Origin of the sequence: Pseudomonas putida (assembly GCA_029953615.1) — a bacterium.
Classification (GTDB): Bacteria; Pseudomonadota; Gammaproteobacteria; order Pseudomonadales; family Pseudomonadaceae; genus Aquipseudomonas.
Genome location: CP124529.1, coordinates 1,955,826 through 1,973,068, shown reverse-complemented (window position 1 = coordinate 1,973,068; position 17,243 = coordinate 1,955,826). Strand labels below are relative to the sequence as shown.

The following is a 17,243-nucleotide window of genomic DNA, read 5'->3' as shown; positions in this document are numbered from 1 at the left end:
TGGTATTATTCGCCGCCTAATTACGTGCGGTATTCAACAATTGGTGTTGGGTGGCGGCACGCAGCTCGAGGAAGTGACCATGAAAGCAGATATTCATCCGAACTACGAAGTAGTTGCAGTCACCTGCAGCTGCGGCAACAAGTTTGAAACCCGTTCGACCCTGGGCAGCACCCTGGCGATCGACGTTTGCAACCTGTGCCACCCGTTCTACACCGGTAAGCAGAAAGTCCTGGACACCGGTGGTCGCGTACAGAAGTTCGCCGATCGCTTCGGCATGTTCGGTACCAAGAAGTAATCATGCGCATGGCGAACCCCTCGGGTTTCGCATTGCTGCAAAAAAAGGCGCCCCTTGTGGGCGCCTTTTTTATGGGCGTCATCTGGCACTTCCCTGCACTGGCGTTCTGCCCGTTACCGGACCGCCCGCAGCAGGTGGCGGTGCGCCAGGTGGTGGATGGCGATACCTTGCGCCTGGTCGATGGCCGCAGCGTGCGCCTGATTGGCATCAATACCCCGGAAATCGGCCGTAACGGGCGCACTAGCGAGCCCTACGCCGAGGCCGCCAGGCGGCGTTTGCAGGCGTTGGTCAAGGCCAGTGACGGGCGTGTCGGGCTGGTGCCGGGTATCGAGGCCAAAGACAAATACGGCCGCGCACTGGCGCATATCTATGGCCGTAATGGCGACAATCTGGAAGCACAACTGCTCAGCGAGGGCTTGGGCTACCGGGTTGCCGTGGCCCCCAACGTGCGCCTCAGCGGTTGCCAGCAACTTGCTGAACAAGCGGCGCGCAAGGCCGGCGCCGGTTTGTGGCGCCGTTCGCCGGTGGTGCGTGCGGCTGATGTCAGGCAGTCGGGTTTTGCTGTTGTCGGGGGGCGCATAGAGGGCATAGAGCGCAACCGTGGTGGGGTTTGGCTGACCCTGGACAGTGCCGTGGTGTTGCAGGTTCCCGCTCGTCTGCAACGCAACTTTCCCGCCAGCTTCTTCGATAACCTCAAGGGACGCCAGGTCGAAGCGCGCGGCTGGGTGCTGGATCGTTCCCGCAAGGGCGGCCTCAAGCCTGGGCAGCGACGCTGGGTGTTGCCATTGACCGATCCGAGCATGTTGGAACGTATTTAAGGCCAAAAGATGTAGACATTTCGCTATCAGATTGTACACACTGTGAGCCGTATGCCCCCGTGGGTTATAGCGTAAAGTCGTAGGCTAAAGGCCTTGACACAAGTGACCGACCAGTCTTGTGACTCCCCGGCTCTTTGCGTATCCTCGGCGGTCCGTCAGAACAGTAAATAGCGGAATGCCCACCATGTCAGACCTGAAAACCGCCGCTCTCGAATACCACGCTCAACCTCGTCCGGGGAAACTGAGCGTCGAGCTCTCCAAGCCCACTGCCACCGCCCGTGACCTCGCCCTGGCCTACAGCCCAGGTGTTGCTGAGCCGGTGCGTGAAATTGGCCGTGATCCAGAGCTGGCTTACAAATACACCGGCAAGGGCAACCTGGTTGCGGTGATTTCCGATGGCACCGCCATCCTCGGTCTGGGCGACCTCGGCCCACTGGCTTCCAAGCCGGTCATGGAAGGCAAGGGTGTTCTGTTCAAGCGTTTCGCCGGTATCGACGTATTCGACATCGAAGTCGAGTCGGAAAGCCCGCAAGCGTTCATCGACACCGTTCGCCGCATCTCGATCACCTTCGGTGGCATCAACCTCGAAGACATCAAGGCGCCTGAGTGCTTCGAAATCGAACGCACCCTGATCGAACAGTGCGACATCCCGGTATTCCACGATGACCAGCACGGCACCGCCATCGTGACCGCGGCCGGTATGATCAACGCCCTGGAAATCGCCGGCAAGAAGCTGGAAGACGCCAAGATCGTCTGCCTGGGGGCCGGCGCTGCAGCCATTTCCTGCATGAAGCTGCTGGTGAGCATGGGTGCCAAGGTCGAAAACATCTACATGATCGACCGCAGCGGCGTGATCCACGCTGGCCGTGACGACCTGAACCAGTACAAGGCGCAGTTCGCCCATGCTACCGACAAGCGCACCCTGGCTGACGCCCTCGACGGTGCTGACGTGTTCGTAGGCCTGTCCGGCCCGAACCTGCTGAGCGCCGAAGGCCTGAAGTCGATGGCTGCCAACCCGATCGTGTTCGCCTGCTCGAACCCGGACCCGGAAATCTCGCCAGAGCTGGCGCACGCCACTCGCAGCGACGTGATCATGGCTACCGGTCGTTCCGACTACCCGAACCAGGTCAACAACGTACTGGGCTTCCCGTTCATCTTCCGTGGTGCCCTGGACGTACGCGCCAAGCGCATCAACGAAGAAATGAAAATCGCCGCCGCCGTCGCCCTGAAAGACCTGGCCAAGCTGCCGGTTCCGAAGGAAGTCTGCGAAGCCTACGGCGTCGAGGGCCTGGAGTTCGGTCGTGAGTACATCATTCCGAAGCCGCTGGACGCCCGTCTGATCACCGTCGTTTCCGACGCTGTGGCCAAGGCCGCCATCGAATCCGGCGTGGCTACCCTGCCGTATCCGAAGCACTACCCGCTGACCAGCGTGGATGACGTGTTCAACGGCTGATTGCTGCCTGGCGACACAAAAAAGCCCCGGCTCGTATGAGCCGGGGCTTTTTGTTTGCCGGTGGGATTGGCGCGGCCTCTGTGGGAGCGGGCATGCCCGCGAAGAACTCAGCGCGGAGGCTGGCACCGGCTGCGCCGGTGTTCGCGGGCATGCCCGCTCCCACAGGTCGGTGTTGCCTTCGAGGGCCCTTAGAACAGATCCATCGGCGCCGCTTCATCCGCCGGCAACGGGCTGCCCGGTGCTGCGCCAGTGCCCAGTTCGTCCACCGACGGCGGCGAGTCTTCGGCCTTGAACAGCTCGAAGTAGGCATTCGGCGTGCTCGGCGAAGCGGCACGGCCGCTGACCGGATCGACGCGCAGGCTGAGGATGCCTTCCGGCTCGGCCGGTGCATGCATAGGCTTGTCCTTGAGCGCCGCGCCCATGAAACTCATCCAGATCGGCAGTGCCACGGTGCCGCCATACTCGCGGCGGCCCAGGGTTTCGGGCTGATCAAAACCGACCCACACGGTGGTCACGTAGTCAGCGTTGTAGCCGGAGAACCAGGCGTCCTTGGACTCGTTGGTGGTACCGGTCTTGCCTGCCAGATCGGTACGGCCCAGGGCCAGTGCCCGGCGGCCGGTGCCACGCTTGATCACGTCCTGCAGCATGCTGGTGAGGATGTAGGTGGTGCGCCCGTCGATGATCTGCTCGGCCACGGCCGGCGCCTGCGGTGCCGACGCCACCTGGCTGAAGGCAGCGGGTGCCTCGCCCGGCATGGCGGCGGTGCTGATCGGCTGTTCGGGCGCTGCCAGGCCCGCCTGGTCCTCGACACCTTGCGGTACCCGGGCCGGGTTGGCAGTGAACAGCGTCTCGCCGCTACGGCTTTCGATGCGCTCGATCAGGTACGGGGTGATCTTGTAGCCGCCGTTGGCAAAGGTGCTCCAGCCGGTTGCGATCTCCATCGGGGTCAGGGTAGCGGTGCCCAGTGCCAGCGACAGGTTACGTGGCAGGTCCTGTTTGTTGAAGCCGAACTTGGCGATGTAGTCGATGGTGCGGTCCACGCCCATGGCCTGCAGCAGGCGGATCGACACCAGGTTGCGCGACTTGTACAACGCTTCGCGCATGCGGATCGGGCCAAGGAAGGTATTGGTGTCGTTCTTCGGTCGCCAGACCTTGTCCAGGTACTCGTCGACAAACACGATTGGCGCGTCGTTGACCAGGCTGGATGCGGTATAGCCACTGTCCAGGGCGGCACTGTAGACGAATGGCTTGAAGCTCGAGCCCGGCTGGCGCTTGGCCTGCATGGCACGGTTGTAGTTGCTCTGCTCGAACGAGAAACCGCCGACCAGGGCGCGGATGGCGCCGTTGTACGGGTCAAGGGTGACCAGTGCACTCTGTGCCCCTGGTACCTGGCTGAACTTGAGCTTGCCATCCTCCAGGCGCTGCAGGCGTACCAGGTCGCCGACCTGGGCCACGTCTGCCGGTGACTGCGGCGCACGGCCCTGGGCGTTACTGTTGATGAACGGGCGCGCCCATTTCATGGTGTCCCAGGCCACCATCTCTTCCTGGCCACTGCGGGTCAGCACCTTGAGGCCGGTTTTCTCGACCTGGGTGACGATTGCCGGCTCCAGGCCGCCAAGGCTGCGCTGCTTGCCCAGTTCCTGCAGCCAGGCCGCCTGGGTGCGGCCCGGGAAACGTGCTTCGGGGCCGCGGTAGCCGTGGCGCTCATCGTAGGCGGAGAGGCCGTTGAGGATGGCCTTGTTGGCCATTTCCTGCATGTCGCTGGGCACAGTGGTGGTAACGCGGAAACCTTCGGTGTAGGCGTCGCTGCCGTAGCGGCCGACCATTTCGGCGCGGGCCATTTCGGCGATGTAAGGTGCATTCACCTCAGGTGTGGGCACGTGGTAGCTGGCGTTGAGCGGTTCGGCAAGGGCTGCCTGGTAGCTGGCTTCGTCGATCTTACCCAGCTTGTACATGCGGCCAAGGATCCAGTCGCGGCGCTCTTTCGCGCGCACCGGGTTGGCCAGCGGGTTGAAGCGCGAGGGTGCCTTGGGCAGGCCGGCGATCATCGCCATCTGCGCCAGGCTCACGTCGCGGATCGACTTGCCGTAGTACACCTGCGCGGCGGCGTCGATACCGTAGGCGCGGTTGCCCAGGTAGATCTTGTTCACGTACAGCTCGAGGATCTCGTCCTTGGTCAGCTCACGCTCGATCTGCAGGGCCAGCAGGATTTCGTTGGTCTTGCGCGAGAAGCTGCGTTCGCTGGTAAGGAAGAAGTTCTTCGCCACCTGCATGGTGATGGTACTGCCGCCGGTCTGGATATGCCCGGTTTTCACCAGCTGGGTCGCGGCGCGCATCAGGCTGCTGGGGTCGACACCATAGTGGTTGAGGAAGTTGTCATCCTCGGCCGACAGAAGCGCCTGGATGAACTGTGGGGGAATTTCCGCGAAACGGATTGGCGAGCGACGCATTTCGCCGAACTCGGCAATCAGCTTGCCGTCGCTGCTGTACACCCTTAGGGGGATCTGCAACTGGATGCTTCTGAGCGATTCGACCGAGGGCAGGCTGGGGCTAAGATACAGAAACGCACCGCTCACACCGAGTACGAGCGCGCAGATGACTGCGACGGAAGACCACCAGAAGAACTTCAGCAGGCGTATCAAGGCTTTTCGGTGTCCAGGTTGGGAGTGGATTGCGCGCAGGTCCGGCGGACCAGAAAACGCTGGGCATTATAAGCATTTTTTCGCCTCTCCGGGTTACCGGTCAGGCTGCCCGTCGCCTCGATGGGCCAGCGTGGCCCAGTGTTGGCGCGGGGTTGAGACAGACAGCAAGGATGTCACGATGCTAGGACGCTTCGGCAAGGATGCCGGTTCACTCGTGGGGCTGGAAATTGCCCCTGACAACGTTCGGATGGTGCAACTGCAGCGGCGTAACCGACGCTGCCGGGTGCTTGCCGCGGTACAAGAACCGTTCGAATCGCCGGCTGGTAGTGACTGGGCGGCAGAGCCGGCCGCCGTGGTGGCAGCCCTTAAGCGTGCCTACCGACGCAGCGGCCTCAGGCAGCGCCGCGTAGCGCTGGCACTGCCGGCCAGCCAGGTGATCTGCAAGCTGTGCCACTTGCCAGCGGAACAGGGCGGGGCAGAAATGGAGGCGCAACTGCTGGCTGACGCCGAACGGCTGTTCCCGTTTCCGCTGGAAGACCTGGCGCTGGATTTTCAGGTCATGGGGGCCTCCCGTGTCCAGCCAGGCTGTTCCGAGGTGATGGTGGCTGCATGTCGGCAGCGTGCGCTGGCACCACTTGCAGGCGTCGTCGAGGCGGCCGGGTTGCAACTGGAGGCCGTGGAAGTCGACAGCATTGCCTTGGGGCGCATGCTGCCGCAGGGCAGTCAGCAAGCGGCGGCGCTGCTGCGTATCGAGACGCATGGCACCACCCTCTACAGCTGGCAGACGGGCCAGCCGCAACGGCGTGAGCTGAGCCTGGGGATGGCGGCGATAACGGCGGCGCTGCCGGAGCGCCTGCCGGCCCTGCTTGCCGGTGAACCTTTGCCCGATTGCCTGTTGATCGCCAGCTGTTCACCGATCGAACCCTGCCGGTTGCAGAGCCTCGGTTCGCAGTTGAACCTGCCGTGTCGCCCGCTGCCCGACCTGGCGGGCCTGGAGCAGGTCGATGGCGCGATGATCCTGGCATGCGCCCTGGCGCTTGGAGGGTTGCGCCAATGATGCGGCTGAACCTTCTGCCCTGGCGCGAACGGCAGCGCCAGGCGGCGTTGCGGTGTTTTCGCAGGCAACTGGTCGCTGGTGTGCTGCTGGCCTTGTGTGCCGTGACGCTGGTCGACCAGTTGGCTCGCCAGCGCGGGCAGCAGCAGGCGCTGGCCAATGCCCAGCGCCAGGCAGCCCTTGCAGTGTTTGGCGAGCAATTGCAGCCGCTGGCCGAGGTGCGTGCACAGCACGAGGCACTGCTGGCCCGCACGGCGGCGCTGGAAGGCCTGCGCGCCCATCAGGATGTGCTGACCGGGGTGTTCGCCGACCTCGAGAGGGCGTTGCCAGTGGGGGTACAGCTACTCGACCTCCGTCTGGAAAATGGCCGGCTGCAAATGACCGGGCTGGCCACGTCCGGTGCCGTGGTCGCGCAGTTCATGCGTGACCTGGGTCGCTCGAATGCGTTGCTCGATCTGCAGCTCAAGCGTATCAGGAGCCTGCCGGGCGGCGACGAATTCCTGCTGGACGCGCGCGTTTCGGCGTTCTGGTCGTGAATGCTGCACAGGTGCTCGGCTGGCTGGCTGTGGCCGAGCGCTCCTCACGCTTCAGGCAACTGGCGCCGGTGCTGGTGGCAGTGGCGTTGTTCGGCTTGGGCTGCGCGATACGTCTGCCGGTGGTTTTGCAGCAGCAGGCGCTCGAGAAGACCCGGCACACCCAGCTGAACGAACAGCAGGCAGCCAGCGCGTTGCAGCAGGCCGAACGTGAGCAGCTCCAGGCGTCCGTGGCCATGGCCGAGCAACGCTTGCAGGAGGCGCACTGGCACCTGGCGGCCGGGGAGGGCATGAGCGAGCTACTTGAGCGCCTGGCGGCTTCGGCGCATGCGCATGGTTTGCTCATCGAGCGGTTCGATGTGCATGAAGGCGAACAGCAGGCCGGTTTGCGCAAGGTGCCGCTGGAGCTGCAGGTGGTGGGGCGTTACGTGGCCCTGCGCCAGTGGCTGGGCGACTGGTTGGGCCAGGCGCGGGTGCTGCGCAGCGGTGACCTGCAGCTGGCGGCAGCCGTTGGTCAGCCTGGCCTGTTGCGCCTGCGGTTGCAGGTTGATGCCTATGAGGCGCTGGCGCCCACACCGACGGCTGCTGTGCTTGCGCAAACGCCGGCCAGGGGCGTGACGGCAGCGCCCACTGTCGACCCGTTCGACCCTGGGGCGACGCGATTGATGGGGGCCCGGCTGGCCAGTGTGCCGTTGGCACAACTGGAGATGGTCGGCAGCCTGTCGCGTGGGGCGGTGCACGAAGCACTGCTGTTGGCGGCTGGCAGGCTCTATCGCGTACGTCCTGGGGACCGGGTCGGGCGTGATCTGGGGGTGGTGGCAAGGGTTGATCAACGCCAGGTCGAAGTACGCGAGCGGCTGTTCATGGCTGGGGAGTGGCACGAGCGCACGGCGTTCATCACCCTCGCAAAGCGCCTGGGCAAGGAGGCCCCGGACCACGATGAAAACATTGAAAAAATGGGCACTGGCAGCGTTGCTGCCGATCCCGCTGGCGCTGGCGATGCCTTGTCAGGGTGAACCGCTGTCGTTGAACTTCCAGGATGTGGAAGTGCGTTCGGTGCTGCAGGTGCTGGCTGACTATGCCGGCGTCAACCTGGTCGCCAGCGATGCTGTGCAGGGTAGCGTCACCTTGCGCCTGGAGGATGTGCCATGGGGCCAGGCGCTGGACCTGGTACTGCGCAGCAAGGGCCTGGCCCGGCGCCAGGAGGGTAATGTGCTGTTGGTGGCGCCTGCGGCCGAGTTTGCCGCTCAGTCTGCCAATGCACGTGTGGGCCAGGCGCTGGATGCGCAGGTGCAACCGTTGCGTCGGGAACTGTTGCCCATCCATCACGCCAAGGCCGCCGAAATGGCGGAGTTGCTGCTGGCGAGCCTGGCGGATGACGGTATTCTCACCGGGCGGGGTAGCCTGAGTGTCGATGAACGCACCAATACCCTGGTGGCATACCAGCCCGCCGACCGCCTCGCCGAGTTGCGGCAACTGGTGGCGCAGCTGGACGTGCCAGTGCGGCAGGTGACAATAGAGGCGCGTATCGTCGAGGCCAACGTCGATTACGAGAAAAGCCTGGGGGTACGTTGGGGTGGGCCTCTGTACGTTGAAGCCCCGCGGCCGGGCAAGGAGTTGTTCGTCGACCTTGGAGTGGAGCGCGTGGGCAGCAGCATCGGCCTGGGCCTGCTGCGCGGCGGCGTGCTGCTCGACCTGGAGCTCAGCGCCATGGAAAAGAGCGGCAATGGTGAAATCATCTCGCAGCCCAAGGTAGTCACCGCCGACAAGGAAACGGCCAGGATCCTCAAGGGCACCGAGGTGCCGTACCAGGAAACCAGCAAGAGTGGCGCCACCTCGGTCGCGTTCCGCGAAGCCTCGCTGTCGCTGGAAGTGACCCCGCAGATCACTCCGGACAACAAGGTGATCATGACCGTCAGGGTGACCAAGGACGAGCCGGATTACGTCAATGCCTTGAACAACGTACCGCCGATTCGCAAGAACGAGGTCAATGCCAAGGTTCGCGTGGCGGACGGCGAAACCATCGTGATCGGTGGCGTGTACTCGACTTCGCAAAACAATGTGGTCGACAAGGTGCCATTTTTCGGCGATCTGCCGTATGTTGGGCGGCTGTTTCGACGCGATGCATTACAAGAGAAAAAATCCGAGCTGCTGGTCTTCCTGACTCCGCGTATCATGAGTGACCAGGCGATTGCTGTGAGTCGTTGATTCTGTGCGAAATTTGATACTTGTGGGACCCATGGGCGCTGGTAAAAGCACCATCGGACGCCTATTGGCCAAAGAGCTGCGCCTGCTGTTCAAGGATTCCGACAAGGAAATCGAACTGCGATGCGGCGCCAACATCCCGTGGATTTTCGACAAGGAAGGCGAGCCGGGTTTCCGTGACCGCGAACAGGCGATGATCGCCGAGCTGTGCGCACTCGACGGCGTGGTCCTGGCGACCGGCGGTGGTGCGGTGATGCGCGAAGCCAACCGCAAGGCCCTGCACCAGGGTGGCCGGGTTATCTACCTGCATGCTTCGGTGGAACAGCAGGTTGGCCGCACCGCCCGCGATCGCAATCGTCCCTTGCTGCGCACCGCCAATCCCGAGGCGACCTTGCGCGCCCTGCTGGAAACCCGCGACCCGCTCTACCGCGAGATCGCCGACCTGGTGGTGGAAACCGACGAGCGGCCGCCACGCATGGTGGTGATCGATATTCTCGAGCGCTTGCAGCAGTTGCCGCCCCGTTAGCCCGGGACTATTCTCGGCCACCAGCGCCGAGGCGAGGTTCAACGTTACCGCGCGGGTGCCTGAACGGCACCGCGTCCAAGTACATTGTGGGGATACATGCAGACACTAAAGGTCGACCTGGGCGAGCGTAGCTACCCGATCTACATTGGCGAAGGCCTGCTGGACCAGCCCGAGCTGCTGGCGCCGCACATCGCCGGGCGGCAGGTTGCCATCGTTTCCAACGAGACCGTCGCGCCCCTGTATCTCGAACGCCTGAGCAAGACCCTGGGTGCCTATTCGGTGCTGCCGGTGGTATTGCCAGATGGCGAGGCCCACAAGAACTGGGAAACCCTGCAACTGATCTTCGATGGCCTGCTGACGGCACGGCACGACCGCCGCACCACCGTGGTCGCCCTGGGCGGCGGCGTGATCGGTGACATGGCCGGTTTCGCTGCCGCCTGTTACCAGCGCGGCGTCGACTTTATCCAGGTGCCGACCACCCTGCTGTCTCAGGTCGACTCTTCGGTCGGCGGCAAGACCGGCATCAATCACCCGCTGGGCAAGAACATGGTTGGTGCCTTCTACCAGCCCAATGCGGTGCTGATCGACACCACCAGTCTCAAGACCCTGCCGGCGCGCGAGTTGTCCGCAGGCCTGGCCGAAGTGATCAAGTACGGCCTGATCTGTGACAAGCCGTTTCTCGCCTGGCTCGAGGACAATATGCAGGCGCTGCGTGCCCTCGACCCTGTGGCGCTGACCGAGGCCATCCGCCGCTCTTGCGCGGCCAAGGCCGCGGTGGTGGGTGCCGACGAGCGCGAATCTGGCGTGCGCGCCACATTGAACCTGGGGCATACCTTCGGGCATGCCATCGAGACCCATATGGGCTATGGCGTGTGGCTGCACGGCGAAGCCGTGGCGGCGGGCACGGTAATGGCCCTGGAGATGTCCATGCGCCTTGGCTGGATCGAGCAGGCCGAGCGCGATCGCGGAATCCGCCTGTTGCAGGACGCAGGTTTGCCGGTGGTGCCACCACAGGAAATGACCCCGGCGCATTTCATGGAACACATGGCGGTCGACAAAAAAGTGCTCGACGGCCGTCTGCGTCTGGTGCTGCTGCGCCAGATGGGCGAGGCCGTGGTGACCGACGACTATCCGAAAGAGATTCTACAGGCCACGTTGTCGGCGGATTACCGCGCGATCGTGGCCCAGCTTTGAGGTTGTGACAGCGCAATGACCAGTTTGCATGCCGATGAGGCCTTTCTCGACCATTACCAGTTGAGCCACGATCCGTTCGCGCCCCGCGTGCCCGGCTTCAAGTTCTTCCCGGCCCAGCGCAAGCCCGTGCTCGGCCAACTGCACCACCTGGCGCGCTACAGCCAGCTGATGCTGGTTGTCAGCGGCCCGCTGGGCAGCGGCAAGACCCTGCTGCGCCAGGCCCTGGTGGCCAGCACCAACAAGCAGGCGGTGCAGAGCGTGGTGGTGTCCGCCCGTGGCGCCAGCGATGCCGCCAGCGTACTGAGCCAGGTCGCGCAGAACCTGGATGTGGCCCAGGCCGAAGTGCAGGCAATCCTGGCCAAGGTGGTGCAACTGGCACTGACCGGCCAGGAAGTGTATTTGCTGGTGGACGATGCGGAACAACTCGACGAGTCGGCACTCCAAGCGTTGCTGGAATTGGCGGCGGGTTTACCGGAAGGTCGCCCGCATGTGTTCCTGTTCGGTGAGCCGTCTCTGATTGCCGGGCTGGAGGAGATCAATGTCGAGGAAGAGCGCTTCCACATCATTGAGCTCGCCCCCTACAGTGAAGAAGAGACCCGCGAGTACCTGGAGCAGCGCCTGGAAGGTGCTGGCCGGGGCATCGAGGTGTTCAGCCGTGAACAGATCGTCGATATCCATGAAAACTCCGACGGCTGGCCTGGCAACATCAACCAGGTCGCCCGTGACACTTTGATCGAAGCCATGATCGCCAGCCGCTCGACGGCCAAGCGACCATCCATGGGGTTCAAGATGCCTAAAAAACATGTGCTCGCGCTGTCCGCTGTGGTTGTGGTCGCGGTTGCGGCCGCGGTGTTGATGCCGAAGAAAGGTGACAAGGCGCCTGCCGAAGTGCCGGCTGCCCAGGCCCAGCTGCCGCTTGGCGAGGGCCAGGCCAATGGTGGCAACCCGGCCATCGAGTTCTCGGGGTCGTCCCAGCCGATGCCGCTACCGCTGGTTGGCCAGTCGCAGCCGGTGATGCGCGAGCCGCTGGCCCAGGCCGCGGGCATGGGCGAGGGTGAAGAGGGCAGCCCGGCCGGTGATACTGCCCTGCAGCCAGGCAACCCACCGCCAACCGTGACCACCATCGCGCCGCCGCAAGGTGTGCCGGCGGGCCCGGCACCGGTACCTGCCCAGTCAGTAGCCACAGCGCCAGCCCAGCCGGTGCAGCCACAGCCGGTAGCGCCTGCGCCAAAACCTGTTGCAACCCAGCCTGCCAAGCCGGTAGCGCCTGCCAAGCCTGCACCTGCACCGACCCAGGTCGCCGTGGCCAAGCCGGCCGCCAAGCCCGCCGACAAGCCAGCAGCTGGTGGCAGCGGCAACAGCGGCTGGTACGCCGGGCAGAAACCTGGCAATTACGTGGTGCAAATCCTGGGTACCAGCTCCGAGGCTTCGGCCCAGGCCTTCGTCAAGGCCCAAGGTGGCGACTATCGCTACTTCAAGAAAAACCTGCAGGGCAAGCCGCTGTACGTAGTCACTTACGGCAACTTCGCCAACCGCGACGCAGCGGTTGCGGCAATCAAGAACTTGCCAGCGAAGGTCCAGGCTGGTAAACCTTGGCCACGTACCGTCGCCAGCGTCCAACAAGAGCTGGCCTCGGCCCGCTGATACCTGCCGGGCGGCATCACCCCCGCCGCCCAGTTGCTGAGCGATAACGACATTCGAATAGCCTGCTGCGCCTGAGCGCGGCAGGCTTTTCTGTCCCAGACTGCCGGCCACAAGCCTTTACTTGCAGTCATGGCTGAAACGCTTCAGACTCGAGCCAAGCCGCTATCACGGCGCATGGCGCAAAAACATTCAAAATTGCGACATAAATTTTCAATGGTGAGACATGAAAATTTGTGAGCATCGCTGTCGCTGTGCAACAATGGTTTTCCATGGCCACCGCAAAAAAGCTGGCGTTTGATCGGCGTGGATGGTAAGTGGTTGTTAAAAAAAGAGATTTACCTCCGTTGAGAGGTGAACCTGGTGAGAATGTGTCTATGAAAACAGGTCTGTACCATCCCGAAGAATTCAAGGACAACTGTGGTTTTGGCCTGATCGCCCATATGACGGGCGAACCGAGCCACCATCTTCTGCAAACCGCCATGCAGGCCCTGACTTGCATGACCCACCGCGGCGGCATCAACGCCGACGGCAAGACCGGTGACGGTTGCGGTCTGCTCATGCAGAAGCCCGATCAGTTCCTGCGTGCCGTGGCCCAGGAGCACTTCGCCGTCGAGCTGCCCAGGCAGTACGCCGTCGGCATGGTGTTCTTCAACCAGGACCCGGTCAAAGCCGAAGCCGCCCGCGCCAACATGGACCGCGAAATCCTCGCTGCCGGCCTGAAACTGGTCGGCTGGCGCAAGGTGCCGATCGACACTAGCGTGCTCGGCCGCCTGGCCCTGGAGCGCCTGCCGCAGATCGAGCAGGTGTTCATCGGTGGGGAAGGCCTCAGCGACCAGGAATTCGCCATCAAGCTGTTCAGTGCCCGTCGCCGTTCGTCCGTGGCCAACGCCCACGACGCCGACCACTACATCTGCAGCTTCTCGCACAAAACCATCATCTACAAAGGCCTGATGATGCCGCGCGATCTGGCGGCGTTCTACCCGGACCTGGGTGACGAGCGCCTGCAAACCGCGATCTGCGTGTTCCACCAGCGCTTCTCCACCAACACCCTGCCGAAATGGCCGCTGGCGCAGCCGTTCCGCTTCCTCGCCCACAACGGCGAGATCAACACCATCACCGGCAACCGCAACTGGGCCATGGCCCGTCGCACCAAGTTCGCCAACGACCTGATCCCCGACCTCGAAGAGCTCGGCCCGCTGGTCAACCGCGTCGGTTCCGATTCCTCCAGCATGGACAACATGCTGGAGCTGATGGTCACCGGCGGTATCGACCTGTTCCGTGGTGTGCGCATGCTGGTACCGCCAGCCTGGCAGAACGTCGAGACCATGGACGCCGACCTGCGCGCCTTCTACGAATACAACTCCATGCACATGGAACCGTGGGATGGCCCGGCCGGTATCGTCATGACCGAAGGCCGCCACGCGGTGTGCCTGCTCGACCGGAACGGTCTGCGCCCGGCGCGCTGGGTGACCACCAAGAACGGCTACATCACCTTGGCCTCGGAAATCGGCGTATGGGACTACAAGCCCGAGGACGTCATCGCCAAGGGCCGTGTCGGCCCGGGCCAGATCTTCGCCGTGGACACCGAAACCGGCCAGATCCTCGACACCGACGCTATCGACAACCGCCTGAAGTCGCGCCACCCGTACAAACGCTGGCTGCGTCAGCATGCCACGCGCATTCAGGCGACGCTGACCGACGACCAGGGCGTGGCCAGCTACGACGCCGACCAGCTCAAGCAATACATGAAGATGTTCCAGGTCACCTTCGAGGAGCGTGACCAGGTGCTGCGCCCGCTCGGCGAGCAGGGCCAGGAAGCGGTCGGCTCGATGGGTGACGACACGCCGATGGCCGTGCTGTCGCAGCGCGTGCGTTCGCCGTACGATTTCTTCCGCCAGCAGTTCGCCCAGGTGACCAACCCGCCGATCGACCCGCTGCGCGAAGCGATCGTCATGTCCCTGGAAATCTGCCTGGGTGCCGAGCGCAACATCTTCCAGGAATCCCCGGAGCACGCTTCGCGGGTAATCCTCAGCTCGCCGGTCATTTCGCCCGCCAAGTGGCGTTCGCTGATGAACCTGGAGCGCGAAGGCTTCGACCGCCAGCTGATCGACCTCAACTATGAAGAGAGCGTCGGCCTGGAAGCGGCCATCCGCAACATCGCCGACCAGGCTGAAGAAGCCGTGCGCGCTGGCAAGACCCAGCTGGTGCTGAGCGACCGCTACATCGCCCCGGGCAAGCTGCCGGTACACGCCTCGCTGGCTGTGGGTGCGGTGCACCACCGCCTGACCGAACAGGGCCTGCGTTGCGACAGCAACATCCTGGTGGAAACCGCCACCGCCCGTGACCCACATCACTTCGCCGTGCTGCTGGGCTTCGGTGCCTCGGCCGTTTATCCGTACCTGGCCTATGAAGTGCTGGCTGATCTGATCCGTACCGGCGAAGTGCTGGGCGACCTGGACGAAGTCTTCAAGTACTACCGCAAGGGCATCTCCAAGGGCCTGCTGAAGATCCTGTCGAAGATGGGTATCTCCACTATCGCCTCGTACCGTGGCGCGCAGCTGTTCGAAGCCATCGGCCTGGCCGAGGAAGTGGTCGGCCTGAGCTTCAAGGGCGTTTCCAGCCGCATCAAGGGTGCGCGTTTCGCAGACCTGGAAAGCGACCAGAAACTGCTGGCAGCCGAAGCCTGGAGCGCGCGCAAGCCGATCCAGCAAGGCGGCCTGCTGAAGTTTGTCCATGGTGGCGAATACCACGCCTACAACCCGGACGTGGTCAACACCCTGCAGGCTGCCGTGCAGCAGGGCGATTACGCCAAGTTCAAGGAATACACCACGCTGGTCGACCAGCGCCCGGTGTCGATGATCCGCGACCTGCTGAAGGTGAAGGTGGCCGACCAGCCGCTGCCGCTGGAGCAGATCGAGCCGCTGGAGGCGATCCTCAAGCGCTTCGACTCTGCCGGTATCTCGCTGGGCGCACTGTCGCCAGAGGCCCACGAAGCGCTGGCCGAGGCGATGAACCGCCTGGGCGCGCGTTCCAACTCCGGTGAGGGCGGTGAAGACCCGTCGCGCTACGGCACCATCAAGAGCTCGAAGATCAAGCAGGTGGCCACCGGCCGCTTTGGCGTGACCCCGGAATACCTGGTCAACGCCGAAGTGCTGCAGATCAAGGTTGCCCAGGGCGCCAAGCCCGGGGAGGGCGGCCAGCTGCCAGGCGGCAAGGTCAACGGCCTGATCGCCAAGCTGCGTTACGCGGTACCGGGCGTGACCCTGATCTCGCCACCGCCGCACCACGACATCTACTCGATCGAAGACCTGGCTCAGCTGATCTACGACCTCAAGCAGGTAAACCCGCAGGCCCTGGTTTCGGTCAAGCTGGTGGCAGAAGCTGGTGTCGGAACCATCGCCGCCGGTGTGGCCAAGGCCTATGCCGACCTGATCACTATCTCCGGCTACGACGGTGGTACCGGTGCTTCGCCGCTGACCTCGATCAAGTACGCCGGCGCCCCATGGGAGCTGGGCTTGGCCGAGACCCACCAGACCCTGCGCGGCAACGACCTGCGCGGCAAGGTGCGGGTACAGACCGACGGCGGCCTGAAGACCGGCCTGGACGTGATCAAGGCGGCCATCCTCGGCGCCGAGAGCTTCGGCTTCGGTACCGCGCCAATGATCGCCCTGGGCTGCAAGTACCTGCGTATCTGCCACCTGAACAACTGCGCCACCGGCGTCGCTACCCAGAACGACAAGCTGCGCAAGGACCACTACATCGGCACCGTCGACATGGTGATCAACTTCTTCACCTTCGTCGCCGAAGAAACCCGTGAGTGGCTGGCCAAGCTGGGCGTGCGCAGCCTCGGCGAGCTGATCGGCCGTACCGACCTGCTCGAGGTGCTGCCAGGTGACACCGAGCGCCAACAGTATCTGGACCTGTCGCCGCTGCTGGGCAGCTCGCACATCCCGGCTGACAAGCCGCAATTCTGCGAAGTCGACAAGAACCCGCCGTTCGACCAGGGCGAGCTGGCCGAGAAGATGGTGGAAATGGCCATGCCGGCCATCCGCGACCAGGCCGGTGGCGAGTTCAACCTCGACATCTGCAACTGCGACCGCTCCATCGGTGCGCGCGTGTCGGGCGAGATCGCCCGCCTGCACGGCAACCAGGGCATGGCTGCGGCGCCGATCACCTTCCGTTTCAAGGGCACCGCGGGCCAGAGCTTCGGCGTGTGGAACGCCGGTGGCCTGAACCTGCACCTGGAAGGTGACGCCAACGACTACGTCGGCAAGGGCATGACCGGTGGCAAGGTCACCATCGTGCCGCCTGCCGGCAGCCCGTTCGAAACCCAGCACAGCGCCATCGTCGGCAACACCTGCCTGTACGGCGCCACTGGCGGCAAGCTGTTTGCCGCGGGTACTGCTGGCGAGCGCTTCGCTGTACGTAACTCCGGCGCCCACGCTGTTGTCGAGGGCACTGGCGATCACTGCTGTGAATACATGACCGGCGGCTTTGTCTGCGTGCTGGGCAAGACCGGTTACAACTTCGGTTCTGGCATGACTGGCGGCTTCGCCTACGTGCTCGACATGGACAATACCTTCGTCGACAAGCTCAACCATGAGCTGGTGGAAATCCAGCGTATCAGTGGTGAAGCGATGGAGGCCTACCGCAGCCACCTGGCGCGGGTCCTTGCCGAGTACGTGGAAGAGACCGGCAGCGAGTGGGGGCGTGAGCTCTCGGAGAACCTGGACGACTACGTGCGGCGCTTCTGGCTGGTCAAGCCGAAGGCAGCCAACCTGAAGCAACTGCTGTCCAGCACCCGTGCCAACCCGCAGTAACAACAGCTGCAAGTGACGGCCCCGTGCGCGGGGCCCGTCGTGCTCAAGTGATCGTCTTG

Annotated in this window: 12 protein-coding genes; 11 read left to right on the top strand and 1 reads right to left on the bottom strand. The window is 63.8% G+C overall.

The window, feature by feature from the left end; genetic code table 11:
• Nucleotides 1-79: 79 nt before the first annotated feature.
• The 3 genes from rpmE (at nt 80) to QIY50_08990 (ending at nt 2,566) form a co-directional block, all read left to right on the top strand.
• On the top strand, nt 80-295 hold the full coding sequence (gene rpmE, locus QIY50_09000; protein ID WGV22293.1) for a 50S ribosomal protein L31: 216 nt from the start codon (nt 80-82) through the stop codon (nt 293-295).
• A gap of 2 nt (nt 296-297) precedes the next feature.
• The gene (locus QIY50_08995) at nt 298-1,113 is read left to right on the top strand and encodes a thermonuclease family protein (protein ID WGV22292.1); all 816 of its coding nucleotides are present in this window, start codon (nt 298-300) and stop codon (nt 1,111-1,113) included.
• Nucleotides 1,114-1,297: 184 nt separating this feature from the next.
• Complete coding sequence (locus QIY50_08990; protein WGV22291.1) at nt 1,298-2,566, top strand: malic enzyme-like NAD(P)-binding protein; 1,269 nt, start codon at nt 1,298-1,300, stop codon at nt 2,564-2,566.
• 188 nt (nt 2,567-2,754) lie between these two features.
• On the opposite strand, the gene QIY50_08985 is transcribed toward QIY50_08990, so the two are convergent.
• Nucleotides 2,755-5,208 carry a penicillin-binding protein 1A gene (locus tag QIY50_08985; protein ID WGV22290.1) on the bottom strand — a complete coding sequence of 818 codons (2,454 nt, stop codon included), beginning with the start codon at nt 5,206-5,208 and terminating at the stop codon, nt 2,755-2,757.
• Nucleotides 5,209-5,386: 178 nt separating this feature from the next.
• On the opposite strand from QIY50_08985, the gene pilM reads away from it, so the two are divergent.
• The 8 genes from pilM to gltB all read left to right on the top strand — a co-directional run bounded on the left by pilM (nt 5,387) and on the right by gltB (nt 17,184).
• Nucleotides 5,387-6,265 (top strand): pilus assembly protein PilM, encoded by an 879-nt coding sequence (gene pilM / locus QIY50_08980; GenBank protein ID WGV22289.1) that lies wholly within the window; start codon nt 5,387-5,389, stop codon nt 6,263-6,265.
• Entirely contained in the window at nt 6,262-6,798 is a 537-nt protein-coding gene (locus QIY50_08975; GenBank protein ID WGV22288.1) for a PilN domain-containing protein, read from the top strand. Before pilM ends, QIY50_08975 begins: the two co-directional genes overlap by 4 nt.
• Before the next feature lie 11 nt (nt 6,799-6,809).
• The gene (locus tag QIY50_08970) at nt 6,810-7,811 is read left to right on the top strand and encodes a pilus assembly protein PilP (protein WGV23025.1); all 1,002 of its coding nucleotides are present in this window, start codon (nt 6,810-6,812) and stop codon (nt 7,809-7,811) included.
• Nucleotides 7,735-9,003, top strand: coding sequence for a secretin N-terminal domain-containing protein (locus QIY50_08965; protein ID WGV22287.1), 1,269 nt, complete (start codon nt 7,735-7,737; stop codon nt 9,001-9,003). Before QIY50_08970 ends, QIY50_08965 begins: the two co-directional genes overlap by 77 nt.
• 4 nt (nt 9,004-9,007) lie before the next feature.
• Nucleotides 9,008-9,526 carry a shikimate kinase AroK gene (gene aroK, locus QIY50_08960; GenBank protein WGV22286.1) on the top strand — a complete coding sequence of 173 codons (519 nt, stop codon included), beginning with the start codon at nt 9,008-9,010 and terminating at the stop codon, nt 9,524-9,526.
• A gap of 96 nt (nt 9,527-9,622) precedes the next feature.
• Nucleotides 9,623-10,720: a 3-dehydroquinate synthase gene (gene aroB / locus QIY50_08955; protein WGV22285.1), complete on the top strand. Its 1,098-nt coding sequence runs from the start codon at nt 9,623-9,625 to the stop codon at nt 10,718-10,720.
• Nucleotides 10,721-10,735: 15 nt separating this feature from the next.
• Entirely contained in the window at nt 10,736-12,364 is a 1,629-nt protein-coding gene (locus tag QIY50_08950; protein WGV22284.1) for an SPOR domain-containing protein, read from the top strand.
• A gap of 374 nt (nt 12,365-12,738) precedes the next feature.
• A complete protein-coding gene (gene gltB / locus QIY50_08945) occupies nt 12,739-17,184 on the top strand; it encodes a glutamate synthase large subunit (GenBank protein WGV22283.1) in 4,446 nt (1,481 codons plus the stop codon).
• Nucleotides 17,185-17,243 lie beyond the last annotated feature (59 nt).